24 protein-coding genes are annotated in these 24,319 nt (G+C 64.0%); 15 read left to right on the top strand and 9 right to left on the bottom strand.

Annotated elements, in window-relative coordinates; translation table 11 throughout:
• Positions 1 to 76 precede the first annotated feature (76 nt).
• Complete coding sequence (rnk, locus tag J7302_RS07025; RefSeq protein WP_215372213.1) at positions 77 to 484, top strand: nucleoside diphosphate kinase regulator; 408 nt, start codon at positions 77 to 79, stop codon at positions 482 to 484.
• A 28-nt stretch (positions 485 to 512) separates the two neighbouring features.
• Here rnk and J7302_RS07020 read toward each other — a convergent pair whose 3' ends face one another.
• The 4 genes from J7302_RS07020 to argH form a co-directional block, all read right to left on the bottom strand.
• Positions 513 to 3,362, bottom strand: a complete 2,850-nt coding sequence (locus J7302_RS07020; protein WP_215372211.1) for a class I adenylate cyclase — start codon at positions 3,360 to 3,362, stop codon at positions 513 to 515.
• Between the two features lie 108 nt (positions 3,363 to 3,470).
• Positions 3,471 to 3,713 carry a TIGR02647 family protein gene (locus tag J7302_RS07015; protein WP_215372209.1) on the bottom strand — a complete coding sequence of 81 codons (243 nt, stop codon included), beginning with the start codon at positions 3,711 to 3,713 and terminating at the stop codon, positions 3,471 to 3,473.
• 139 nt (positions 3,714 to 3,852) lie between these two features.
• Positions 3,853 to 4,128 carry a hypothetical protein gene (locus J7302_RS07010; protein WP_215372206.1) on the bottom strand — a complete coding sequence of 92 codons (276 nt, stop codon included), beginning with the start codon at positions 4,126 to 4,128 and terminating at the stop codon, positions 3,853 to 3,855.
• A 57-nt stretch (positions 4,129 to 4,185) separates the two neighbouring features.
• Positions 4,186 to 5,580 (bottom strand): argininosuccinate lyase, encoded by a 1,395-nt coding sequence (argH, locus tag J7302_RS07005; RefSeq protein WP_215372204.1) that lies wholly within the window; start codon positions 5,578 to 5,580, stop codon positions 4,186 to 4,188.
• 218 nt (positions 5,581 to 5,798) lie between these two features.
• Here argH and J7302_RS07000 point away from each other — a divergent pair, with 218 nt between their 5' ends.
• The 6 genes from J7302_RS07000 to J7302_RS06975 all read left to right on the top strand — a co-directional run bounded on the left by J7302_RS07000 (position 5,799) and on the right by J7302_RS06975 (position 11,992).
• Complete coding sequence (locus tag J7302_RS07000) at positions 5,799 to 6,881, top strand: sensor histidine kinase (protein ID WP_215372202.1); 1,083 nt, start codon at positions 5,799 to 5,801, stop codon at positions 6,879 to 6,881.
• Positions 6,878 to 7,624, top strand: a complete 747-nt coding sequence (locus J7302_RS06995) for a LytR/AlgR family response regulator transcription factor (protein ID WP_215372200.1) — start codon at positions 6,878 to 6,880, stop codon at positions 7,622 to 7,624. The genes J7302_RS07000 and J7302_RS06995 overlap by 4 nt, the downstream gene beginning before the upstream one ends.
• 271 nt (positions 7,625 to 7,895) lie before the next feature.
• Positions 7,896 to 8,834 carry a hydroxymethylbilane synthase gene (gene hemC / locus J7302_RS06990; RefSeq protein ID WP_215372198.1) on the top strand — a complete coding sequence of 313 codons (939 nt, stop codon included), beginning with the start codon at positions 7,896 to 7,898 and terminating at the stop codon, positions 8,832 to 8,834.
• On the top strand, positions 8,831 to 9,601 hold the full coding sequence (locus J7302_RS06985) for a uroporphyrinogen-III synthase (RefSeq protein WP_215372196.1): 771 nt from the start codon (positions 8,831 to 8,833) through the stop codon (positions 9,599 to 9,601). Before hemC ends, J7302_RS06985 begins: the two co-directional genes overlap by 4 nt.
• A 16-nt stretch (positions 9,602 to 9,617) precedes the next feature.
• Positions 9,618 to 10,745, top strand: coding sequence for a uroporphyrinogen-III C-methyltransferase (locus J7302_RS06980; protein WP_215372194.1), 1,128 nt, complete (start codon positions 9,618 to 9,620; stop codon positions 10,743 to 10,745).
• A complete protein-coding gene (locus J7302_RS06975; RefSeq protein WP_215372192.1) occupies positions 10,742 to 11,992 on the top strand; it encodes a heme biosynthesis HemY N-terminal domain-containing protein in 1,251 nt (416 codons plus the stop codon). The genes J7302_RS06980 and J7302_RS06975 overlap by 4 nt, the downstream gene beginning before the upstream one ends.
• A 193-nt stretch (positions 11,993 to 12,185) precedes the next feature.
• Here J7302_RS06975 and J7302_RS06970 read toward each other — a convergent pair whose 3' ends face one another.
• Positions 12,186 to 13,262: a PQQ-dependent sugar dehydrogenase gene (locus tag J7302_RS06970; protein ID WP_215372190.1), complete on the bottom strand. Its 1,077-nt coding sequence runs from the start codon at positions 13,260 to 13,262 to the stop codon at positions 12,186 to 12,188.
• A 108-nt stretch (positions 13,263 to 13,370) separates the two neighbouring features.
• On the opposite strand from J7302_RS06970, the gene J7302_RS06965 reads away from it, so the two are divergent.
• The 3 genes from J7302_RS06965 to J7302_RS06955 all read left to right on the top strand — a co-directional run bounded on the left by J7302_RS06965 (position 13,371) and on the right by J7302_RS06955 (position 15,920).
• Positions 13,371 to 13,862, top strand: coding sequence for a disulfide bond formation protein B (locus tag J7302_RS06965; protein ID WP_215372187.1), 492 nt, complete (start codon positions 13,371 to 13,373; stop codon positions 13,860 to 13,862).
• 246 nt (positions 13,863 to 14,108) lie between these two features.
• Positions 14,109 to 14,579, top strand: coding sequence for a sigma D regulator (gene rsd / locus J7302_RS06960; RefSeq protein WP_215372185.1), 471 nt, complete (start codon positions 14,109 to 14,111; stop codon positions 14,577 to 14,579).
• Positions 14,580 to 14,819: 240 nt separating this feature from the next.
• Positions 14,820 to 15,920 (top strand): AlgP family protein, encoded by a 1,101-nt coding sequence (locus J7302_RS06955; RefSeq protein ID WP_215372183.1) that lies wholly within the window; start codon positions 14,820 to 14,822, stop codon positions 15,918 to 15,920.
• Here J7302_RS06955 and J7302_RS06950 read toward each other — a convergent pair.
• Positions 15,917 to 16,381 carry a TIGR02444 family protein gene (locus J7302_RS06950; RefSeq protein WP_215372180.1) on the bottom strand — a complete coding sequence of 155 codons (465 nt, stop codon included), beginning with the start codon at positions 16,379 to 16,381 and terminating at the stop codon, positions 15,917 to 15,919. The two genes, J7302_RS06955 and J7302_RS06950, sit on opposite strands and share 4 nt — an antisense overlap.
• Before the next feature lie 51 nt (positions 16,382 to 16,432).
• On the opposite strand from J7302_RS06950, the gene J7302_RS06945 reads away from it, so the two are divergent.
• The 5 genes from J7302_RS06945 to J7302_RS06925 all read left to right on the top strand — a co-directional run bounded on the left by J7302_RS06945 (position 16,433) and on the right by J7302_RS06925 (position 22,127).
• Positions 16,433 to 18,343: an ATP-binding cassette domain-containing protein gene (locus J7302_RS06945; protein WP_215372178.1), complete on the top strand. Its 1,911-nt coding sequence runs from the start codon at positions 16,433 to 16,435 to the stop codon at positions 18,341 to 18,343.
• A complete protein-coding gene (locus J7302_RS06940; protein ID WP_215372175.1) occupies positions 18,343 to 18,882 on the top strand; it encodes a mechanosensitive ion channel family protein in 540 nt (179 codons plus the stop codon). The genes J7302_RS06945 and J7302_RS06940 overlap by 1 nt, the downstream gene beginning before the upstream one ends.
• 77 nt (positions 18,883 to 18,959) lie before the next feature.
• A complete protein-coding gene (gene rhtB / locus J7302_RS06935; RefSeq protein ID WP_215372172.1) occupies positions 18,960 to 19,592 on the top strand; it encodes a homoserine/homoserine lactone efflux protein in 633 nt (210 codons plus the stop codon).
• Positions 19,593 to 19,722: 130 nt separating this feature from the next.
• A complete protein-coding gene (locus tag J7302_RS06930) occupies positions 19,723 to 21,612 on the top strand; it encodes an FTR1 family protein (RefSeq protein WP_215372170.1) in 1,890 nt (629 codons plus the stop codon).
• Positions 21,613 to 21,674: 62 nt separating this feature from the next.
• Positions 21,675 to 22,127, top strand: a complete 453-nt coding sequence (locus J7302_RS06925; RefSeq protein WP_215372168.1) for a YaiI/YqxD family protein — start codon at positions 21,675 to 21,677, stop codon at positions 22,125 to 22,127.
• A gap of 6 nt (positions 22,128 to 22,133) precedes the next feature.
• Here the strand turns inward: J7302_RS06925 and J7302_RS06920 are convergent, their stop codons facing one another.
• The 3 genes from J7302_RS06920 to J7302_RS06910 form a co-directional block, all read right to left on the bottom strand.
• Positions 22,134 to 22,604 (bottom strand): thioesterase family protein, encoded by a 471-nt coding sequence (locus tag J7302_RS06920; RefSeq protein ID WP_215372165.1) that lies wholly within the window; start codon positions 22,602 to 22,604, stop codon positions 22,134 to 22,136.
• A gap of 133 nt (positions 22,605 to 22,737) precedes the next feature.
• Positions 22,738 to 23,394, bottom strand: a complete 657-nt coding sequence (elbB, locus tag J7302_RS06915) for an isoprenoid biosynthesis glyoxalase ElbB (protein WP_215372162.1) — start codon at positions 23,392 to 23,394, stop codon at positions 22,738 to 22,740.
• A gap of 13 nt (positions 23,395 to 23,407) precedes the next feature.
• Positions 23,408 to 24,238, bottom strand: coding sequence for a dienelactone hydrolase family protein (locus J7302_RS06910; RefSeq protein ID WP_215372160.1), 831 nt, complete (start codon positions 24,236 to 24,238; stop codon positions 23,408 to 23,410).
• Positions 24,239 to 24,319: the final 81 nt, after the last annotated feature.

Genomic DNA, 24,319 nt, shown 5'->3' with positions numbered 1-24,319 from the left:
GTACGACAATTTCTGAAACCCCGCCTTCGGGCGGGGTTTCGCTTTTTTCGAGTCACGTAGGAGTTCCGCGTTCATCATGAACAGCCAGCCCGCCATCACCATTACCCGTCTCGACTTGCAGCGTCTTGAACGTCTGCTCGATAGCCTGGAGGACTACGGCCCCGGTGCCGAGGCGCTGGAGCGGGAGTTGGCGCGCGCCCAGGTGGTTGGCCTCGATGAGGTGCCGCCGGGCGTGGTGACGATGAACTCGCGTGTACATTGCCGCGAAGAAGGCAGTGGCAAGGACTATCACCTGACGCTGGTCTACCCGGAAAATGCGGGTGGAGAAGGCAAGGTGTCCATTCTGGCACCTGTTGGCAGTGCATTGCTCGGGCTCTCCGTCGGGCAGCATATCGACTGGCCGGTTCCGGGTGGCAAGACCCTCAAGCTGACTCTCCTGGCTGTCGAGTACCAGCCTGAAGCAGCTGGTGAATACAGCCGTTGACTCCCTTGGCTGGGCGCCGTTGCGGCGCTCAGCCGTCCTGTAGTGCCTGGTTCAACCGCTCCTCAAGGCTGGTTTTATAACGCAGGTAATGGACAGTCTGCGCCTGGCCCGTGGGCAGCACCCTCGACAGGTCGAGGTCGGTTATGTAGCACGGGTAGCGTTGTGCTCCGCTGCGCTGGGCCAGGATGTGACGGGCGACCGCGGCGTACAGGCCCGCTCCATATTCCAGTTCGGAAAACTCCCGGTGGTTGCAGTAAAGGGTGGCATGCACCTTGTCCTGTGCCGCCGGCTCGACGATCACCTGCACGTCGTAATAGGGGTGACTGACCGCCGCGGCCGGCGGGCTGCGGCGCTCCAGATGGCGGTCGCGCTTGGGCGTTGGCGTCACCACTTCGTAGTAGGCGATCTCCAAGGTGGTTGCGGGTTGCTGGCCTTCCAGCGGGAGCATGGCGTTGCGCCGGTAGAGCAGGGACTGCAGGAACCGCTGCAGCGGTGCCAGCAGTGACTGCTCGTCGTGGAACGGCAGGCTTTGGCACCACAGTGCATTATGCTCGTCGAGCACACTGAGCTTGGCCCGGTTGTCGTTCACCTGGTAGAAGACCTGGATGCAGTCGGGCCTGCCAAGTGGCAGGATCAGCGCCAAGTCACGGTCCGCCAGGGCGTGCCGGTCCAGTTGCAACGGGCTGTAGCTCGGTTGCTCGCGGCCAAGGTGCTCCACAAGCGCATGCAGGTCCGTTAGGCTGGCATGGCTGACTTGGCCGCGCTCCAGGCGCAGGACATGAAAGTGTTGCTGAACCTGCAGAAGATAGCGGGTCGAGCCACTGTCTTCCAGCAATGCCTGGGCCTCGCCGAAGAGCTCCTCGACGCGCGAGACAATGGTCCGGGCGCGATTGCGGCAGAAGCAACGGATTCGCAATCGCGGCTTTGGGCCGTCGGCGGGGAGTGCGTTGAGGTAGTCGCGCAGGCAGTCGAGGAGTGCGTCTGGGCCGTCGTAGCGACTCACCAGCAGCTCGTTCCAGCTGTTCAAGGTGACCTGGTCGAGGGTCAGCACCAGGTTGTCGCGGGCACCAGAATAGCTCAGGGCGTCGGTTCGGCCGCTGGTCAGGTGGACGTTCTTCAGGCTGTGCTGTTTCAGTGGGTCGACCCCGACATTGATCAACAACAGCACTTCAACGGGTGCGCTGGCGCAGAGCAGGGCGCTTTCTTCGATCGGTGGCAAGGGCAGGGGAAAGGCTTGTTGCAGACTGGCCAGCAGGTTGCTTAGCTCATGCTCGCCGAGGTCGCTGTCGCCAGGGTGCAGTGACATGCCTGTACCGGCATCGATCACTCCGTTGCGATGGCACCAGGCAAGCAGGCTGGCCAGGTCACGGGAGCGTTTCAGCGGGGCGAAGTCCTGCCATTCCAGCCCATTCAGGCTGCCCGCAAACAGGGCCCAGAGGCTTCCCCTGGCACCCCCAGGACTGGGGCACTGCACCAGGGTGAGGGCGTCCTCGGCGATGTCGGGGGCGATACCAGGGTTGATGAATTCGATCTTGCCAGCCTTGCGCTCGAAGGCGGCATACAGACGGCGGCCCAGTACGCCAAGGTCGCGGTTGCTGAGGGTGCCGCTGAACTGACCGCTGCGTGCGAACTGGGAAAGGAAGCGATAACTGTAGGTCAGCTCGTTGACCAGGGCGCGACGCTCTGCCAGCACCTGGCGGACTTTCCACTGGCTGCGGCTGTCGAGCATCGCCAGCTGGCGGGCCTCCCATTTCCAGTCGGCGGTTAGGCGTTCCAGCAACAGCCACTGCCAGCTTTTGCGGCGATTGTGTGGCGGTCGGCTGAGCTTCTTGTCGACCTTGAGGTAGAGGCAGCGGCGAATCAGTTCAAGGCGTTCGCGTTCGCCCCGGCCCAGCAGGTATTCCTCTAGTCGTCGGTACACGGCGATGTAGGGGTCCAGATCGTCAAGGTCGAGGCGGTTGGCGTAAATCGCTTCCTTGAAGCGCAGTGACAGGCACGCCACCCGCGGATGTTCACTCGCATAGACCTCGGTCAGCAGGAGCTTGAGCACCGACTTGTGCGGTGATTCGATGCCCTTGTACAGCTGCCACATGCTGGCGCCGATGAACTCGCCCGGCGGGATCCACGCCAGGTGCCCGAGGTCCAGCACTTCGTCGGCTCGGATGAAACGCTTGGACAGCAAGGTCTCCACGTACTGCTCGTAGCGGGGCTCTTCGTAGGTCGGCACCAGCCACCAGAGCGGCGTGCGTCCACCGAGCCAGATGGCGGTACGGTAGAACTCGTCGAGCAGCAGGTAGTGCTGGGTCGTGCCGCAGTCATCGGACGTCAGGCGTGTCTCACGCTCGCCGAGAGCGAAGCGTGCCGGGTCGACCAGGAAGCAGTGAACCTCGGTGCCCTGGCTCGTGGCCCAGGCTTCCAGCAGTGTGCATTTGCGTTGCAGCTCTGCGAGGGATTGGGCGTCCAGATCCGGCGCGTGGCACACCCAGATATCCATGTCGCTCTGTTCAGCTTGGGCAATCGTGCCCAGACTGCCCATCAGGAACAGGCCGTAAATCGGTTGAGGGCTTGCACCTCGGCGTGGCTTGTAGACGAAAGAGCGGGTCAGCCGCCGGGCCTCGGCGAGCAGTTCGTTATCCGGTTCGTAGCCCGAGAGCCCTGCTGGCGTGCTGCCTGACACGTAGCCTGGCAGCAGCGGGTGGTTGACGTGAAACAGCAGTGGCAACAGCTTGAGCGCCTGTTGCTGGCGTGTCGACAGTCCCTGCACTGCACGTTCCAGCCGGCCGCTGTTGACCTTGAGAAAGCGGGCGCGAAGCTGCGCCAGGACCTTGCGGTCGATGCCGTCGTCGATGTCCGGGTGGATTTCCTGGGTACGCCACATGCTCACTTCATGCCCCGATGCCAGTGGCCTGCCAGGCAGCGGTCACTGGCAGCAGGCCATGGCACTGTATCGCCCGGTATGCCGCCAACTTGAGCGGCGTAGGTGGGGTCAGGCAGGGGTGGGCAGGAGGATGGTGCGCAATGCCTGGACGTGCTCGGCGGCATCCAGGCCGAGGCTGGTGAGGTAGCCACCGTCGGCCTGGGTGATCAGGCCCTTCTGGAACAGCCGCGTCACTGCGGCCTGAACGCGGGGGTTGGCGCTGTTGTGCACTTTGATGCCTTCCTGGGTGTTGTCCAGGTTGAACAGGGCCAGCAGTTCGAACTCGGCAATCAGCTCGGGGGTGAAGACCATGGTCGCTCCTTGTTCTTGTCATTAGGCGCGGGCCAGGCAAATACCGGCCAGCGTCTGTGCAGTTTAGGCTCTGTACGAAAAATCCCGTCGCTCGACGACTTTTCCTATAGCGCCTTGGCGAGGTCCGGTTACCCGGGCGTCAGGCCTGATCCTCCGGCAGTTCGGGTAGCGCGCGCAAGGCCTGTTCGTACCAGGCTGTGTCGAAGGGGCGGTCGGCACGCAGCATGGCGTCGATTTCATGGGCCAGCACCAGGGCCATCAACTGGAGGATTTCCTCACGCTCGTAACCCACCAGGGTGAGCTTATTGAAGGTTGCCCGGGCTGCGGGCGGGTCGTCGGCTTCGATCTGGTTTTCGATGGCTTGGGTCAGGGTCGCTTCGGCGAAGGCTTCTTCACCGTCATCTGGTTCGCTCATGGTGTCTTCCTGCATAGGGGCATCGTGCGGCTCCCGGTCGGAGCCGCACGGTGGGGGTCAGCGGGTCGCGAGCAATTCCCGGCCACGTTGCACAGCCGCCCGGACCTGGTTCGGCGCGGTGCCGCCAATGTGGTCGCGGGCATTTACCGAGCCTTCCAGGGTCAGTACGGCGAAGACGTCGTCGGTGATCTGGTCGCTGAACTGGCGCAGTTCATCGAGGCTCATTTCGGCAAGGTCCTTGCCGCTGTCGACGCCGTACTTCACCGCATGGCCGACGATCTCGTGGCAGTCGCGGAAGGGCAGGCCCTTGCGTACCAGGTAGTCAGCGAGGTCAGTGGCAGTGGAGAAACCTCGGCGTGCCGCTTCGCGCATGATTTCGCGCTTGGGCTTGATCGCCGGGACCATGTCGGCGAAGGCGCGCAGCGAGTCACGCAGGGTGTCCGCGGCGTCGAACAGCGGTTCCTTGTCTTCCTGGTTGTCCTTGTTGTAGGCCAGTGGCTGGCCCTTCATCAGGGTCAGCAGGCCGGTCAGCGCGCCAAACACCCGGCCGGACTTGCCGCGAACCAGTTCAGGGACGTCGGGGTTTTTCTTCTGCGGCATGATCGAGGAGCCGGTGCAGAAGCGGTCAGGCAGGTCGATGAACTGGAACTGGGCGCTGGTCCAGAGCACCAGCTCTTCGGAGAAGCGCGACAGGTGCATCATCGCCAGCGAGGCGGCGGCGCAGAATTCGATGGCGAAGTCGCGGTCGGATACGCCATCCAGGGAGTTGCCGGAGATCGCCTCGAATCCCAGCAGCTTGCAGGTGATTTCCCGCTGGATCGGGTAGGTGGTGCCGGCAAGGGCGGCGCTGCCCAGCGGCATGCGGTTGACGCGTTTGCGGCAGTCGACCAGGCGTTCGTGGTCGCGGCTGAGCATCTCGAACCAGGCCAGCAGGTGGTGGCCGAAGGTCACCGGTTGCGCGGTCTGCAAGTGGGTGAAGCCGGGCATGATGGTGTCCGCCTCGCGCTCCGCCAGCTCCAGCAGGCCCTGCTGCAGGCGGCTGACCTCGGCCAGGATGGTGTCGATCTCATCGCGCAGCCAGAGGCGGATGTCGGTGGCGACCTGGTCGTTGCGGCTGCGGCCGGTGTGCAGTTTCTTGCCGGTCACGCCGATGCGATCGGTCAGGCGTGCCTCGATGTTCATGTGCACGTCTTCCAGGTCGACGCGCCAGTCGAAATTTCCGGCTTCGATCTCGTTCTGGATCTGCTTCAGGCCGTCGATGATGGCGTCGCGCTCGGCATCGCTCAACACGCCGACTTGTGCCAGCATCGTGGCATGGGCGATGGAGCCCATGATGTCATGGCGGTAGAGGCGCTTGTCGAAGTCGACGGACGCGGTGAAGCGGGCAACGAAGGCGTCGACTGGCTCGCTGAAACGGCCGCCCCAGGACTGGTTGGTCTTTTCGGTGCTCATGGGTTCACTCGATGCAGAAGGTGAAAGAAAGCCACTGGGCTGGAAAATACCGTCGATAATAACAGTGTTGCCGGTAAAACCGGCGCGCGTGGTCCGGTTGCGGTTCGGCGTGGCGCTACCGTGAAGCCATGACGCTGCGGTGGGTTTGCTGTTTCAGAACAGTTTTTTGCCCGACGGCCGAGGCTAGTCGTTCGCCGGGCCATGGGGATGTAGTCAGGATGCCGAAGCGTCAGAACAACAGCACGCGCTCCAGAACCGCCGCCGACGATTTCTTCCTGCCGGAGTTGTGCCTGCCCGAGGCGCTGCTTGCTCTGGTGCTGCTGGCCGAGTTGCTGGTGCTGGTGCTGGTGCTGGCCGAACCGATGTTGCCGAACTTCAACTGGGTTCGCCTGGCGCTGACCTCGTTGTTCGTGCAGTGGATCGTGCTGCTTTCGGCGGCAATGTTGTGCCAATTGCGGCCGGTGTTGGCGCGCATGCGCGCATCACTGGCCGGAGGCCTGTGTTGCGCCCTGGTGGTCACGCTGACCCTGGCGGGCACCGGGCTGGCTGACTATTTCGATCTCGGTGGGCCATTGCCGCGTAGCGGCGAGGTCAATCTGTATCTGCGTCATGGGCTGATCAGCCTGATCATGTCTGCCTTGTTGCTGCGTTACTTCTACCTACAAAGCCAGTGGCGCAAGCAGCAGCAGGCCGAATTGCGGGCGCGTATCGAGTCGCTGCAGGCGCGCATCCGACCACACTTCCTGTTCAACAGCCTGAACAGCATCGCCAGTCTGGTGGTGATCGATCCTGACAAGGCCGAGCAAGCGGTCCTCGACCTTTCCGACATCTTCCGGGCCAGCCTGGCCAAGCCAGGCACGCTGGTGGACTGGGGCGAGGAACTGGAACTCGCCAAGCGATATCTGTCGATTGAGCAATACCGTCTCGGAGACCGGCTACAGTTGGAGTGGCAGGTGGATGAAGTGCCAGAGGATCTGCCCATTCCTCAACTGACGTTGCAGCCCTTGCTGGAGAATGCCCTGATCCATGGCATCCAGCCGCGCATCGAAGGTGGGTTGGTGCGAATCGAGGCGAGTTACCGGGAGGGCATGTTCAGTCTTTGCGTAAGCAACCCTTACAACGAAGACCCGGAGCAGTCTCCCAAGCGCGGCACCCAGCAGGCTTTGCGCAATATTGACGCCCGCTTGACGGCACTTTTCGGGCCGAGGGCAAGTCTCAGCGTGGAGCGCCGTGACGGCCGCCACTTCACCTGTCTACGCTATCCTTGTGCGAGACTCACGCAGGAAGCCCGAGCAATATGAATGTCCTGATCGTCGATGACGAACCACTTGCCCGTGAGCGCCTCAGCCGCCTGGTCGGCGAGCTCGATGGTTACCGGGTACTGGAGCCTTCCGCCAGCAATGGCGAGGAGGCACTTACACTGATCGACAGCCTCAAGCCGGATGTCGTGTTGCTCGACATTCGAATGCCTGGCCTAGATGGCCTGCAGGTGGCTGCCAAGCTTTGCGAGCGGGAGGCACCGCCTGCGGTGATCTTCTGTACAGCGCACGACGAGTTCGCCGTCGAGGCCTTCCAGGTGAGCGCTGTGGGCTACCTGGTCAAGCCGGTGCGCTCCGAGTCGCTGGCCGAGGCCCTGAAGAAAGCCGAGAGGCCCAATCGTGTCCAACTTGCTGCGCTGACCCGTCCGGCTGCGGTCAGTGGTAGTGGCCCCCGAAGCCACATCAGCGCGCGGACCCGGAAAGGCATCGAGCTGATCCCGCTGGACCAGGTCGTCTACTTCATCGCCGACCACAAGTACGTGACTTTGCGTCATGAGCACGGCGAGGTCCTGCTGGACGAACCTTTGAAGGCGCTGGAGGACGAGTTCGGGGATCGATTCGTGCGGATCCACCGCAACGCACTGGTGGCCCGTGAGCGCATCGAGCGCTTGCAGCGCACGGCGCTGGGGCACTTTCAGCTGTTCCTGAAGGGACTGGGTGGCGATGCCCTGACCGTGAGTCGGCGCCACGTGGCCGGGGTGCGCAAGTTGATGAACCATCTCTGAACGGTGGCTGTGGATCTCGGGCGTTCGGCATCCCGGTGCTCTCCGGACGGGCCGTAGCGCCCCGGCAACTGTCCATTTGCGACCCATAACTGCGCGATTTCGACCTGCCCGATTGATCCACTCGGGCACTGATTCATTGCCGATCCCAGTGCTGATGCGTCGTGGCGCCGGGTTCGGCGCCGGGCGGGCTGATCTGCTCCAGAACCATCCCACGAGCCGCGGGCGCCCTGGCCTGTTATGATTTCGGTCAGTTCTTTTCCCGGAAGTGACCATGTCCCGCGAGATCCGCATCGCCACCCGCAAAAGTGCCCTGGCCCTGTGGCAGGCCGAATTCGTCAAAGCCCGCCTGGAGCAGGCCCATCCCGGTCTCAAGGTCAACCTGGTGCCCATGGTCAGCCGTGGCGACAAGCTGCTGGACGCGCCGCTGGCGAAAATTGGCGGCAAAGGCCTGTTCGTCAAGGAGCTGGAAACCGCCCTGCTCGAGCAGGAAGCGGACATTGCCGTGCACTCGATGAAAGACGTGCCGATGGACTTCCCCGAGGGGCTCGGCCTTTTCTGCATCTGCGAGCGCGAAGACCCGCGTGATGCGTTCGTTTCAAACCGTTTCGACTGCCTCGACGCCCTGCCTCCCGGCAGTGTTGTCGGCACCTCCAGCTTGCGTCGCCAAGCGCAATTGCTGGCCAAGCGCCCCGACCTGAAGATCCAGTTCCTGCGCGGCAACGTGAACACCCGCCTGGCCAAGCTCGATGCGGGTGAGTACGACGCCATCATTCTCGCCGCTGCCGGCCTGATCCGTCTGGGGTTCGAGGCGCGCATCCGCTCCTCCATCAGCGTCGAGGACAGCCTGCCCGCAGGCGGCCAGGGCGCAGTGGGTATCGAATGCCGCACTGCCGACAGTGAAATCCACGCCTTGCTCGCGCCCTTGCACCATCGGGATACGGCCGTGCGCGTGACCGCCGAGCGTGCCCTCAACAAACGTCTCAACGGTGGTTGCCAGGTGCCCATCGCCTGCTACGCCGTGCTCGAGGGTGAGACCCTCTGGCTGCGCGGCCTGGTTGGCCAGCCCGATGGTGGCCAGCTGCTGCGGGCCGAGGCTCGCGCGACTGCCGTCGATGCCGAGGCGCTGGGTGTGAAGGTGGCGGATGAACTTCTGGAGAAAGGCGCCGGGAAAATCCTCGAAGCGGTCTACGGCGAGGCCGGTCGCCCGTGACGGAATGGCGTCTCTTGCTGACCCGCCCGGTCGAGGAGTGCGAAGCGTTGTCGGCGACCCTGGCCGAGCAGGGCATTTTCAGCAGCAGCCTGCCTTTGCTCGCGATCGAGCCGCTGGTGGAGAGCCCCGGGCAGCGGGCGATCATCCTCGAGCTTGATCGCTACTGCGCCGTCATCGTCGTGAGCAAACCTGCCGCGCGGCTCGGGCTCGATCTGCTCGACCGCTACTGGCCGCAGCCGCCAACCCAGCAGGCCTGGTTCAGTGTAGGCGCGGCTACCGGCAAGCTGCTCGCGGATTATGGCCTTACCGTTCATTGGCCAGACACGGGTGACGACAGCGAGGCCCTGCTGACACTGCCCGAGTTCACCGAAGCCCTGGCGGAACCCGGGGCGCGCGTGTTGATCATGCGCGGCGAGGGTGGCCGAGAGTTCCTCGCCGAGCGCTTGCGCGGCCAAGGCGTCGCGGTCGACTATCTGGAACTCTACCGTCGCCAGCTGCCGGACTACCCCCCCGGTGCCCTGGTGCAGCGAATCGAGGCGGAACACCTGAACGGCCTGGTGGTCAGCAGTGGCCAAGGGCTGGAAAACCTGCAGCGGCTCGCCGCCGAGGCCTGGCCGGAAGTGTCCCGCCGGGTGCTGTTCGTGCCCAGCCCAAGGGTGGCTGAGCAGGCCCGTGCGGCGGGTGCTGCGAATGTTGTGGATTGTCGTGGCGCGAATGCCTCGGCATTGCTGGCGGCGCTGATGCAACAGCCGGCGCCTGCCCTCTGATGCGAAGGATGGATACGTGAGCGAAGCAGACCTCCCGAAACAAGAGCAAAACACCCCCGCCGCAGAATCTGCTCCCCCCGTCGGTACTGCCCCCGCGCGGCGGGGCAATGGCCTGGCGTTGCTGGCCCTGCTGGTTGGCGCTGCCGGCGTCGCCGTGGCCGGCTGGGGACTCTGGCAGGTGCGTAGCCTGGAAAGCCGCGATCAGCAGCAACTCGGCATGGTCGAGGAGGCCCGGGGCCAAACCCAGGCACTCGTTCAGCGTGAACAGCTGCTTTCGGCCCGTCTTGCCGAACTGCCCAGCGCTGCGGAACTCGACGAACGCCGGCGTCTGCTGGTCGACCTGCAGGGCGACCAGCAGCAACTCAGGCAGCGCCTGGAAACCATCCTCGGCGCCAGCCGCAAGGACTGGCGCCTGGCCGAGGCAGAACATCTGCTGCGCCTGGCCAGCCTGCGCTTGTCCGCCTTGCAGGACATCACCAGCGCCACTGCTCTGGTCCAGGCTGCCGACGACATCTTGCGTGAGCAGGACGACCCCGCAGCCTATGCAGCCCGCCAGCAGTTGGCGAAGAGCCTCATGGAACTGCGCACCACCACTCAGCCGGACCGTACCGGGCTCTTCCTACAACTGGGCGCGCTGCGCGACCAGGCTGCCCAGCTCAATCCGCTGGTCCCTGCCTTCGAAGACAAAGGCGGCGTGCTCCTCGACATGGCCGCCGAAGGCGATGGTCGCAGTCGCTGGTCAGAATGGCTGGAAACCCTGTCGCACTACTTCCGTATCCAGCTCAACGCTGACCAGAACATCAAACCGTTGTTGGCGGGGCAGAGCCTGTCCCAGGTTCGCCTGGCGCTTTCGCTAGCCCTTGAGCAAGCTCAATGGGGGGCGCTGCATGGCCAGACCCAGGTTTACCAGCAGTCACTGAGCCAGGCGCGCGAAGTACTGGATGGACACTTCAACAAAGAAAATCCGGACAGCCGCGCACTGCTTGCACGTATCGACGAGTTGTCCAGCCAGCCGGTCGAGGTGAAAGTCCCTGACCTGGCTCCGACCCTGACGGCCTTGCAGGCTTATCTGCAGCGCAGCCCGGAAGCAGCAGATGGTACAGGGCCCGAGGCCGCCGATCCGGGCGAGGGGGCGGAGCAATGAAGCGCGCGCTCAAGATCCTGCTGGTGCTGCTGGTGATCGGCGCAGCCATCACCCTGGTCGCTGCGGCAGTCGCCCAGCACAAAGGCTATGTGCTCATCGCCTTCAAGGGCTTCCGCTACGAATCCACCTTGTGGGCGACGTTGGCCCTGCTGGCGGCTATCTGGCTGCTGTATCGCGGTCTACGCCTGGTGCTGGCGTTGCTGTTGGCTTCCGGCGGAGTGGTCAATCCCTGGTCGCGACGCAACAACCGCCGTCGAGCACGCTTGGCGTCCGAACAGGGCTTGCTCGATCTCGCCGAGGGGCGCTGGGCACGGGCCCTGCGTCATCTGCGCCGGGCTGCCGATGCCGACCCGCAACCCCTGATGTATTACCTTGGTGCGGCCCGCGCAGCGCACAATTTGGGTCTGCATGAAGAAAGCGATCAGTTGCTGGAACTCGCGCTCGAGCGTCAGCCCAAGGCCGAGCTGGCTATTGCGCTGACCCATGCCGAGCTTCAGCAGGAGCGAGGTGAGGTGGATGGGGCTTTGGAGACCCTCAAGCTCATGCACGAACGCCATCCGCGCCATCACCAGGTGCTGCGCCAACTGTTGGCACTGCATGAGTCCCGTGGCGACTGGTCCGCACTGGTCGGTCTGTTGCCTGACCTGCGCAAGGAGAAGGCATTGCCTGAAGCGCAGCTGGCGGAGCTGGAGCTCCGGGTCTGGAGTGCTCGTCTGCACCAGGCGGGAGAAGAGGGTCTGAACAAGGGTGAAATCGCACTGCAGCCATTGACCCAAGCCTGGCAGCAGCTCTCCTCTAGTCAGCGCAACGAACCCCGACTGGTCCTGGCGTTTGCCGAGCAGCTGCGTCGGCTGGGTGCGCAGGAAGAGGCCGAAGAGGCCGTTCGCAATGCCATCAAACGCAGCTACGACAGCGCCCTGGTGCGCCTCTACGGCCTGCTGCGCGGCCGCGATGCGGCTCGCCAGCTGCAGACGGCCGAAGGTTGGCTCAAGGAGCATCCCAGCGAAAGCGCCTTGCTCCTGACCCTGGGCCGCCTGTGCCTGCGCAATCAATTGTGGGGCAAGGCGCGGGAGTATTTCGAAAGCAGCCTGAGCTTCAAGCGCGATCCTGAAACCTGCGCTGAGCTCGCGCGGTTGCTGTCGCAGATGGGCGAGGTGGAGCGCAGCAACCAGCTGTTCCAGGAAGGACTTGGCCTGCTCGATCAGCGTTTGCCCGTCTTGCCTTTGCCGACCGAGCGCATTGCCTGATCCTGGCCGCAGCCCTGTGGGCGAACTCATTCGCGAGGCGGGCGACGGCCTGTCAGCCCAACGTCCCTCACCCCGGCCACCCCTCTCGGTAGGAGAGGGGTGACTTAAGCCGGCCGCCGTTGTGCAGGGTACGCCTTTCCTGTGGGGGCGAATTTATTCGCCAAGCAGGCCACGGGCCTGCCTAACGTCAGGCTCAGCGCCCCACGTACTCGATACGGTAGATGGCACCGGCGTAGTCATCGCTGACCAGCAGGGCGCCATCCGGGGCGACCAGCACATCCGCCGGACGCCCCCACACATCCCCGTCTTCCAGCCAGCCCTCGGCGAATACCGTCTGGCGCTTGAGGCTTCCGTCTTCGTTGAGCTCGACGCGCTTGATGCGGTATCCGATCTTTTCGCTGCGGTTCCAAGAACCATGCTCGGCGATGAAGAGATTGTTCCGATATTCCTTAGGGAATTGCCGGCCCGTGTAGAAGCGAATACCCAGCGGCGCAACGTGGGGACCGAGCCTGGCGACCGGGGCGACAAAGTCGCTGCAAGGGCGCTGAGAGAACCGCGGATCAGCGACATTGCCTGCATGGCAAAAGGGAAAGCCGAAGTGCTGACCGAGACGGGTCAGCCGGTTCAGCTCACAATCCGGCACGTCATCACCCATAAGGTCGCGGCCGTTGTCGCTGAACCACAGCTCCCCGGTCTGCGGATGCCAGTCGAAGCCCACGGTATTGCGCACTCCCCGTGCGACGAGCTCCAGCTCAGTGCCATCGGAGTTCATGCGGTGGATGGTGGCGTAGCGGTCTGGGTCCTTCGCACAAACGTTGCAGGGTGCGCCGACCGGCACGTAGAGCTTGCCGTCGGGGCCGAAGGCGATGAACTTCCAGCCGTGATGGGTTTCGCGAGGGAAGTCACTGCGGACCACTTCGGGTTCGGGGGGCGCGTCCAGCCGCGACTCGATCTCACGCAGGCGCAGGATCTGGCTGACGGCCGAGATATACAGGTCACCATCCTTGAAGGCGACGCCAACGGGCAACTGCAGGCCGCTTGCAACCACCCGGACCCGCCCGCTGGCGGGTTCCAGTGCATAGACCTTGCCGGCGGCGTTGCTGCCGACGAATAAGGTCCCATGAGCTCCCCAGGCCATCTCTCGGGCGTTGGGCAGCTCATCGGTGACCAGGCTTATGCGGAAGCCTTCAGGAAGACGAATGCGCTCCAGGGGGAGCCCGGCGCTCGCCAGAAGAGGAAGTAGGAGCAAGGCAAAAAGTAGCCTGTACATGAGCGTGGTCTCCTGAGGGCTGCCCGAAACAGCCTAGACACTCGCCTTGAAAGGCTGGGGCGCTTTCCTCTACCGTATCGGCCTTTCTCATCACCCAACGGAGCCGCCATGTCCCTGGCCAGCCCGCGTTCGCTGTTCCTGATTGCATTCCTTGGTTGTGTCGCCGTAATGGGAGGCGCGCTATACCTTGAGCATGCGCTTGGGCTCGAGCCCTGCCCACTGTGCATCGTTCAGCGAGTTTTCATCATTGCCTTCGGTCTGGTCTGCCTGGTTGCCGCACTGCACGGTCCGCAAGCGCGTGGCCGACGCGTTTACGCCGGCTTGGCGTTGCTCTTCGCAGCGGGCGGAGCGGCTTCAGCCGGCCGTCAGGTCTGGCTGCAGGGAATTCCGGCGGATCAACTGCCGGCGTGCCTGCCAAGCCTTGATTACATGATGGAGGCGCTGCCCTTCCAGGACATCGTCAGGCTGATGCTGCATGGCACCGCCGATTGCGCGGAAGTAACCTGGACGCTCTTCGGTATGAGCATTCCGGAGTGGAGCCTGCTCGCGTTTGCCGGCTGCATTCTCTTCGCCCTGTTCCAGATGCTTCGCCGCGCCTGATTTGACCCAAGTGATGGCCATGCCGCGAGCCAGACAGGGCGCGGGCCACCGATCAAACGCATGTATGAATTTTTTCGCGGTGATGCCTTGAAGGCACTGCCCGGCGGGCATAATCTGGCCCGCACGCGACGCCGGAAACTTGCCGTTTTGGTGTCGTCTTCCCATGATCTTGCACCGGTCGACAAAAAACCGTCTCGGAGCAGACGTATAACGGCATTACCGAATTAGGGAAGTGAGGTCGTCACCATGCTTGAAAGTTGCCAGAACGCTCAGGAACGATGGGGTGGCGTGCACCGGCTGATCGATCGCTGGTTGCAGGAGCGCCAGGAACTGGTCAAGGTGTTCCGTTCATTGAGCGACAAACCGCAGGCCCCCAGTGCCAATGAGCAAGACCTGCAGAGGTTTTGCGAAGTCCTCGTCGACTACGTTTCCGCCGGCCACTTCGAGGTCTACGAACAATTGCTGAATGAAGCCAAGGCATTCGGTGACCAGCGAGGCCTCGAGCTTGCCAAGCAGATCTATCCGCGCATCGAGGCCATTACCGAAGTCGCGCTGGCGTTCAACGATCGCTGCGATAACGGCGATTGCCGCGACATCTGCCTGACCTCCGAGCTCAACAACCTGGGCCAGTTGCTCCACGAGCGTTTCGAACTGGAAGACTGCCTGATCGAAGTGCTGCACAACGCCCATCAAGGCCAGAGCGCCTTGCCGGTCTGAGCTAGCCAGCGGCCCGGTACGGAAACGTCGCCGGGCTCCCTTCCTGAACGCATTTCCGCCCGCCAGCATGGCCGTTTATGGCTGCACTCGCCAGTCAATGACCGGATGCTTTTCGGGGGTGTTTTTTGTGCGTGCAGATCACCTGGCGAATGCCTAAGTGATCTGCAGTGGCGCCGGCTCTGGCGACTAGGCGATATGGCGACTAGTATGGGCCAAATAACGCCCGCCAGGAGGCATACCATGTCGGCCAAGAAGAAGCCCGTCAGCACTCCGCTGCACCTGTTGCACCAACTGTCCCATAGCCTGCTTGAACACCTTGAAAGCGCTTGCAGCCAAGCCATGGTCGATGCTGAAAAGCTGCTGACCAAGCTGGAAAAACAGCGCGGCAAGACTCAGGAAAAACTCCATGCTGCCCGTGCCAAGTTGCAGGATGCTGCCAAGGCCGGAAAGGCCAAGGCGCAAGCCAAGGCCAAGGACGCGATTGCAGAGCTGGAGGAGTTGTTGGAAGCCCTCAAGGCTCGTCAGTCCGAAACCCGCGACTACATCGGCCAACTCAAGCGTGACGCTCAGGAAAGTCTGAAACTCGCCCAAGGCGTCGGCAAGGTGAAAGAGGCGGTTGGCAAAGCATTGACTGCTCGTGAAGCCAAGCCAGCCGCGAAAGCTGCCGCCAAACCAGCTCCCAAGGCTGTTGCCAAGCCGGTAGCCAAACCTGCAGCGAAGCCAGCCGCCAAACCGGTGGCCAGGACTGCTGCCGCCAAACCTGCAGCCAAGCCAGTCGCTAAGCCGGCGGACAAGGTTGCTGCCGCCAAACCTGCAGCCAAGCCAACCGCTAAGCCGGTGGCCAAGGTTGCTGCGGCCAAGCCAGCGGCTAAACCGGTAGCCAAGGCTGCTGCGGCCAAGCCTGCAGCCAAGCCAGCGGCTAAACCGGTAGCCAAGGCTGCTGCGGCCAAGCCTGCAGCTAAGCCAGCGGCTAAGCCGGCTGCCAAGGCTGCTGCGGCGAAACCTGCAGCCAAGACCGCTGCCGCCAAGCCGGCTGTGAAAGCAGCCCCCAAGACTGCAGCCAAGCCTGCTGCCCCAGCCGCCAAGCCCGCAGCTAAAACCGCACCTGCGGCCAGTGCTGCGAAACCTGCTGCCAAGAAAGCGCCGGCCAAGCCAGCGGCAAAGAAACCCGAGTCCGCTACCAAGGCCGCCGCTCCGGCACCCGCAGTGAAGCCGGCAGCTCCTGCACCGGCTCCCGCACCTGCCGCTCCTGCTCCGGCACCTGTCGCCGCAGCTGCACCGGTTGCCAGCGTTGCGTCGGCCAGTGGCAATAGCGCTGCACCGACTTCGTCGTCAAACTAAAGCGCAAAGGCCGCGGCGCGCAGTTGATCAAGCGCGTCGTGGCCTGACTTCTCCAGCGCTGGGGCGCTGTTGAGCAGCCATTCGCCCAAGTCGTCCGCCGTTGCTCGCGGCCAGAGTTGTGCGGCCTGCTCCAGGCGCGTCAGCAGCTCGCGCTCCGCATCCAGCTCCAGCTCCTTGACTCGTTTGCGCAACGTCGCCAGTGCGCTATCCACTTGCGCTTCTGCACGCCACTCCTGACGCAGGGCCCGCAGTGGACCCACGACGCTTTCCTGCCAAGGCCCGGCAAGTTGCTCGAGGGTGTCCAGGTAGGTCTCCTCGAAGGGGGTGCCGCGTCGTCCAAGCCAGCAGGCGCACAGCAGCAGGCAGATGTCAGCGCCCTGATCCTGCAGGTACAGGCAGGCTTGCTCGATACCAGGGCGGGCATAGAGCTTCAGGGAAAAGGTCCACAGGTCTGAAGGCATTGCGCTCCCCCGGGCGACGATGCGGCGAAGCTGGTACACTCCGCCGCCATCATGATTCGACTGCAAAACCTCACTCTACAGCGTGGTCCGCAGCGCCTGCTAGAAGGCGCTGAGCTGACCCTGCATGCCGGCCAGAAAGTCGGCCTGATCGGTGCCAATGGCGCTGGCAAATCCAGCCTGTTCGCGTTGCTGCGCGGCGAGCTGGGGCCGGACGCCGGTGATTGCCGCCTGCCGCCTGACTGGCGCATTGCCCACATGCGCCAGGAAGTGGACAACCTCGAACGTCTGGCAGTGGACTACGTCCTCGACGGCGACCTGCACCTGCGTCAGGTCCAGCGAGCGCTGGCCGAGGCCGAGGCAGGCCACGACGGTACCGCCATCGCCCGCCTGCACATCGAGCTGGACAGCGCCGATGGCTACACCGCCGATGCCCGTGCCCGCAAGCTGCTGGCCGGTCTGGGCTTCACCGCGGAGCAGATGGATCGCCGCGTCGGCGACTTCTCCGGTGGCTGGCGGATGCGCCTGAACCTCGCGCAAGCGCTGATGTGTCCTTCCGAGCTGTTGCTGCTCGACGAGCCGACCAACCACCTTGACCTGGACGCCATCCTCTGGCTGGAGGAGTGGCTCAAGAGTTACCCCGGCACCCTGATGCTGATCTCCCATGACCGGGACTTCCTCGACGCCGTCGTCGACCATGTCGCGCATCTCGAGCAACGCAAGCTGACGCTCTATCGCGGCGGCTACTCGGCCTTCGAGCGCACCCGCGCCGAGCGCCTTGCGCAGCAGCAACAGGCCTACGAGAAGCAGCAGGCGCAGCGCGCCCACATGGAAAGCTTCATCGCCCGTTTCAAGGCCAAGGCCACCAAGGCCCGCCAGGCGCAGAGCCGGATCAAGGCCTTGGAGCGCCTCGAAGAGTTGGCGCCGGCCCACGTCGACTCGCCTTTCGACTTCAGCTTCCGTGAGGCGGACAAGGTCTCCAGCCCGTTGCTCGACCTTGCGGAAGGTCGCTTGGGTTACGGCTCAAAGGCCGTGCTCGAACAGGTCAAATTGCAACTGGTGCCGGGTGCACGCATTGGTCTGCTGGGCCCCAATGGAGCCGGTAAGTCGACTCTGATCAAGACCCTGGCCGGCGAGCTCGAGCCGCTTGGCGGGCGTCTGGCTCGCGGCGAAAACCTGGCCATTGGCTATTTTGCCCAACACCAGTTGGATGCCCTGGACCCGCAGGCCAGCCCGCTGCTGCACCTGCAACGCATCGCGTCGGGCGAGCGTGAGCAGACCCTGCGCGACTTCCTGGGTGGGTTCGACTTCCGTGGCGACCGCTGCGACGAGCCGGTGCTGAACTTCTCCGGTGGCGAAAAGGCGCGCCTGGCCCTGGCCCTGATCGCCTGGCAGAAGCCCAACCTGCTGCTACTTGACGAACCGACCAACCACCTCGATCTGGAAATGCGACTGGCCTTGACCATGGCCCTGCAGGATTTTGCCGGTGCTGTACTGGTGGTGTCCCACGACCGGCACCTGCTCAAGAGCACCACGGATGAGTTCCTGCTCGTGGCCGACGGTCGCGTACAGCCGTTCGATGGCGACCTCGACGACTACACGCGCTGGCTGGTGGATTTCCGTGCGCGGCAGGCGTCGGTCGCCCCGGCGACAGCAAGCCCGGACAAGACCGATAAGCGCGCGCAGCGTCAGGCTGCCGCCGCCCTTCGCCAGCAGCTGGCCCCGCACAAGCGCGAGGCAGAGAAGCTGGAAAAAGAGCTCGGCAAGGTGCACGAGAAACTCGCCGAGATCGAGACCCGGTTGGGCGATTCCGCCCTCTACGAAGTCGCGCGCAAGGACGAGCTGCGCGACCTGCTGGCTGAGCAAGCGAAGTTGAAAGGTCGTGAAGCCGAGCTTGAAGAACGCTGGCTGGACGCCCTGGAGAGCCTGGAGGAACTGCAGCGTCAGTTGGAGGCAGCCGATTGATGGATGAACTGCAACTCCTCACCGCCTGGAGCGAACCGCTGATCCGCGCCGCCCAGGTATTGCTGATTCTACTGTTGGCCTGGTTGGTTCAGCGCATCGTCACGCGTGGCATCTCCCGCCTGGGTGCGCGCTACCCGCAGCTGCCGCAGGAGCTGTTGCTGCCGCTGCGAGGCCTGCTGCGTTGGATCATCCTGGGCAGCGCCTTCATGTTGGTGCTGGAGCGCTTCGGCGTTTCCGCCGAGGTGCTCTGGGCAGCGCTCACCGGCTTTACCGCCGTTGCTGCGGTGGCGTTCTTCGCCATATGGAGCGTGCTGTCGAACATGTTCTGCGCGGTGCTGATCTTCTCCCTCGGCCCGTTCCGCCTGGGCGATACGGTGGAGGTGGTGGAAAGCGCTGACAAGCTGGGGGTGAAGGGGCGGGTGGTCTCCATCAACCTCTTCTACACCACCCTGGAAGACCTCGGTACGGACAATCACGGCGCCATGGTTCAGGTGCCCAACAGCCTGTTCTTCCAGAAGGCTGTGCGCCGCTGGCGCTGACACAAGGCTCTGTGCAGTAAGGATGACAAGGGGTAGGCTGTGCGGCCTGCCCCTTTTTCATTTCCGAGGTAAGTGCCATGGCGCTCGAAACCTGGCTCGCTTTTCTGGTCGCCTGCTGGGTGATCAGCCTGTCACCGGGTGCCGGTGCCATCGCCTCCATGTCGTCCGGCCTGCAATATGGTTTCTGGCGCGGCTACTGGAATGCCATCGGCCTGCAGTTGGGTCTGGCCTTGCAGATCGCCATTGTCGCGGCCGGCGTCGGCGCCATCCTCGCAGCTTCGGCCCTGGCCTTCAGTCTGATCAAATGGTTCGGCGTGGTTTACCTCGTTTACCTCGCCTTGAAGCAATGGCAGGCGCTGCCGAGCGACCTCGCCGACGATTCCGCCGAACGTCCACTGGGGCGCCCGCTGACGCTGGTGCTGCGCGGCTTCTTGGTCAACTTCAGCAACCCCAAGGCCATCGTCTTCATGCTCGCGGTGCTGCCGCAGTTCATCGATCCGCATGCACCTCTGGTTGAACAGTACCTGGTCATGGGCGCGACCATGATCACCGTCGACCTGATCGTGATGGCTGGCTACACCGGCCTGGCTGCCCGCGTATTGCGGCTGCTGCGGACGCCGCGCCAACAGCGGATGATGAATCGCAGTTTTGCCGCGTTGTTCGTCGGCGCAGCAGCCTTGCTGGCCACCGTGCGTCGCGCCACCGTCTAGCACGGCCTTGCTGGCATCGTTTCAGAGGGGCGTTGCGGCAAAGCGTCACAAGGGACGTGGAAATAGGGGGTTGAGCTGAATCGTTGGGAGCGTAACAATCTCGATCCCCATTCTCATTTGAGATTGAAACATGTTCCCGTTTTCCCGGTTTCTTAGCTGCCTGCTACTGCCGTTGTTGGCCATTTGCAGCTTCAACCTCATGGCCGATCCGGCCGACGGCGCTGCCCAGGCGCTGCATCTACTGGGTTATATCGGTGCCGATTACCCGGCCACTGTCGCCAATGGCGACGTGATCGATCAGGGCGAGTACCGCGAACAACTTGAATTTCTTGGCGTCCTGCAGGGCCTGATCGTGGCCCTGCCGGCGCGCACCGAACAGAGGGACCTGGTATCCGGCGTGGCGAGCCTGCGCCAAGCCGTCGAAGCCCGTCAGGAGGGTGACAAGGTGGCTCGTCAGGCGCGCCAATTGGCCGCTCACCTGGCCGTGGCCTACGACGTCAGCCAGACACCGGCCATTACCCCCGACCCTGCGCGCGGCGCACCGCTGTATGCCCAGCATTGCAGCGTCTGCCATGGTGACATGGGTGCTGGTGATGGACCGGCCGGGGTTGGCCTGGAGCCCCCTCCGGCCAACCTGCGCGACCAGGCCAGGCTTGACCGGTTGAGCCTCTATGACCTCTACAACACCCTCGGCCTCGGTGTCGAAGGCACCGACATGCCGGCGTTCGCCGACCAGTTGGATGATCGGCAGCGCTGGGACCTGGCCAGCTACATTGCCGGCTTCAGTGCCGATGCTGCCGTGAAAGGCGCGCCCATCTCGCTGGCAGAGCTGGCGGGACGTACGCCGGAGGAGATCGGTGCCAGCCAGGGCGTCGAGGCAATAGCCCTGTTCCGTGCGCAGCGCGCGCAGCCGCCGCTGCAGCAGCGCGGGCCCAAGCAGCTTATCGGGCATACCCAGGCGACCCTGGAGCAGAGCCTCAAGGCTTATCGCGCCGGAGATGCGGAGCAGGCTTACGACCTCTCGGTGGCGGCTTACCTGGAAGGTTTCGAGCTGGTGGAGAACTCCCTCGATAACCTCGATACGGCACAGCGCAAGACCACCGAGCGCGCCCTCATGGCCTATCGCCAAGCCCTGCAGGATCGCCAGCCGGTTGGCAAGGCGGCGCAGTTGCTGGAGCAGGCCAAGGCGGAGCTGGGCAAGTCCGCCGAACTCCTGGGTGGCGATGCTCTTGGCGGCTCCCTGAGTTTCTTCTCCAGTCTGCTGATCCTCCTGCGTGAAGGGCTGGAGGCCATCCTGGTGCTGGCGGCTATCCTTGCGTACCTGCGCAATACCGGCCAGGAACATGCCGCACGGAGTGTGCATATCGGCTGGGGCGTAGCGCTGTTGGCAGGTATTGGCACCTGGGCGCTGGCCGCTTACGTAATCGATGTCGGTGGCGCTCAGCGCGAGCTGATGGAGGGCTGCACGGCCTTGTTCGCTGCCGTCATGGTGCTCTGGCTCGGCGTGTGGATGCATGACCGACGCCATGCGGCGGCGTGGCAGAACTACATCCAGCAGAACCTGCTCAGTGGCGGCGGACGCTTTGGGTTCGCGGTGCTGGCGTTCTTCTCGGTGTATCGCGAACTGTTCGAGGTGATCCTGTTCTACGAGACCCTCTGGCTGCAGGCGGGTCCGGCCGGCCATGGCATGGTGTTGGCCGGGGCCTTGACCGCGCTGGTGCTGCTGGTGGGGCTGGCCTGGGTCATTTTGCGTGGCTCGGCGAAGTTGCCGCTGGGGACCTTCTTCAGCGCCAACGCAGCGCTGCTCTGCGCGCTGTCCGTGGTATTTGCCGGCCATGGTGTAGCCGCCCTGCAGGAGGCCGGTGTCCTGGGCACGCGCCCGGTGCCGTTCTTCGAGTTCGACTGGCTAGGCATCCATCCTGATGCTTACAGCCTGTCGGCCCAGGGCTTGGTGCTGTTGGCCATTGCCATGCTCTATGGTCGCAGCTGGCTGCGCGAGCGGAGCACGGCGCAGGCTTGAGCCGGTGGCGGGGAGTGGCATACTCCTCGCCCTGTCTGTTTGTGAAAGGTGTGAAGCCGAGCATGCGTGTCTGGATCGATGCCGATGCCTGCCCTCGGGCGGCCAAGGACCAGGTGATCAAGTTCGCCTTGAAACGCAAGTTCGAGGTGCTGTTGGTGGCCGGGCAGAGTCAGGTCAAGCCGGCTTTTGCGTGCGTGCGCCTGATCGTCGTGCCCAGCGGCCCGGATGCGGCCGACGACTATCTGGTGGAAAGCGCCATGCCCGGGGAGCTGGTGATCTGTAGTGATGTGCCGCTGGCCGATCGTCTGATCAAGAAAGGCGTGGCGGCGCTGGACCCACGCGGCAAGGAGTTCGATGAGCGCAACATGGGCGAGCGCCTGGCGGTACGCAATCTGCTGACGGACCTGCGTGATCAGGGGCAGATGGGCGGTGGCCAGGCCGCCTATGGCGAGCGCGATCGCCAGGCTTTCGCCAATGCTCTCGACCGAGTGCTGACGCGCCTCAGCCGTAGCTGATCCTGCCTAGCCACAGAGGTAGGTGCCGGTCCCGACCGCAACCAGAGTGCCGTCATCCGCGTGCAGTTCCGAGCGCACCACCGCAACCTTGTTGCCTGAGCGCAGCAGTACGGCGGTGGCGGTGAAGTGTTTGCCACGCCCGGGCCGCAGGTAGTCGATCCGCAGGTCGATGGTGCCGAGCTTGGACAGCCGAGCCATGCGCTCCGTGCCGGTCAAGTGCTGATGGCGTTCGAAGGCGCCGATCAGCGCCATGGCGCCTCCTACTACATCGAGCAGGCTGGAAATCACCCCTCCGTGGAGAATGCCGTGCACGAAGTTGCCGATCAGCTCGTCCTTCATCGGCAGGTGCATGACCACCTTCTCGGTGGACATCTCGCCCAACTGGATCCCCAGCACGCGATTGAACGGAATGCGTTCGAAGAAGCCGCTCACGGCCTGATGAAGCTCAGGGGTGAGGGTGAAGTCGGATGGGGTCATGGTGCCTCCTGTATGCCCGATTGCCTGACGCTGCCGCAGGAAGGGGCGCTGTGCCAGTGGCCTGGCAGGAGTGGCTGGAGGAATGGCCGGATTGGCACGCAGACGGGCAGCGCGAACTGCCCGTCCCGGGTGGTCAGTGCGTCAGTTCGAGCACGCGGTCGACCAGCTTGTTGATGCCAGCGGCGGCCTCGCTGATCGATTGCGCCAGCATGTAGGCAGGGGTGGTCACCAGCTTGCGCTTCTCATCCTGGACGATCTCGCTGACCTCACACTCGACGTGCTGGGCACCCATTTCGGTGAGGGCGGCGGCAGTGCCGGCGTCGTTGCCGATGGTGCAGGAGACGCCCGCGCCATAGATCTTCGCCGCCAGGGCCGGGGAGATGCAGATAAGGCCAACCGGCTTGTGCGCTTCAGCAAAGCCACGGGCCGCAGCCAGCACGTCGGGCTGCACTGTGCAGCTGGCACCGCTGATGGCGAAATCGGAAAGGTTTTTCGCCGCGCCGAATCCGCCAGGCACGATCAGCGCATCGAAGTCTTCGGCCTTCAGTTCGCGCACGTCCTTGATTTCGCCGCGGGCGATGCGCGCCGACTCCACCAGGACGTTGCGGCTTTCCGGCATTTCGTCGCCGGTGGTGTGATCGATTACATGGTGCTGGGCAATGTTCGGTGCGAAGCACTGCACCTTCGCGCCGCGTTGGTCCAGACGCAGCAGGGCGATCACGCTCTCGTGGATTTCTGCGCCGTCGTATACGCCACAGCCGGACAGGATCACGGCAACTTTCTTGGTCATAGGCATCTCCAGGTCATGGGGTGGGGCCGAGGGTTTCCCGCAGGAAGGCCAGCGTACGCCGCTGGGCATCCTGGGCCAGCCCGGGTTGGTAGGTATTCAGGTCGCTGCGCTGGTCGAAGACATGGTCGGCATTGCCGTACTGCACGAGTTGCAATCGGCCGCCGTCCAGGCTGTCGAGAGCGGACAGGCATTGCTGGTGATCGGTGACGCTGTCCTTGCCGGCAAGGAACATCAGGACGGGCGCCGTGTTGCCCACGCCGTCGCGCAGATGCGCCGGGAAGCCGCAGTAGGGGTAGAAGGCAACGACGCCTCGCACGCCACCCAGCGTCGCCTTGCCGGTGGCGGGGAAACCGTGGCCGGCGGCGCCGTCGTAAGCCAGCGCGTCGAGGATGGTCCAGCCGCCATGGGAGTAACCAAGCAGCGCCAGGCGCTGCTGGTCGATTTCGGGATAGCCATGGGCCAGGGCCAGGGCGGCATACACATCAAGTGCGCGTTCGTTGCCCCATAACTGTTTGCCGTCACAGACCGGGTGCCAGTCGTTGATGCCACGGGCGGCATGGCTGTCGACAAAGAGCACGGCATAACCGGCCGGCAGCAGCCAGCCGGTCACGTTCTTGACGAATCCGGGGCTCTGGCCGCTGCAGCCGTGGAACACCAACACCGTAGGGAAGGGGCCCTTGCCGATAGGTGCGCGCAGCGTCAGGTGCGGCGCCAGGCGGGCGCTGGCGGCGTCGAGGTCGGCCGCCTGAGGCCAGAGGGCATTGCGATAGGGGTAAAGCCCGAGCAGGGCGACGCCAGCGGCGATTGTCAGGAAGATCAGTAGGGGCTTCAGGAGTCTGCGCATGCTGTCGTCATATGCCGGTTGTGTTGGCACGCCACGCCGAGGACCTGGCCCGGCTGCGGGGTAGCATCCTAACGAGCAATC

Source organism: Metapseudomonas boanensis (assembly GCF_018704125.1).
Lineage (GTDB): Bacteria > Pseudomonadota > Gammaproteobacteria > Pseudomonadales > Pseudomonadaceae > Metapseudomonas > Metapseudomonas boanensis.
Note: the sequence above shows the minus strand (reverse complement) of the source record. Positions and strands in the feature narration are given on the sequence as shown.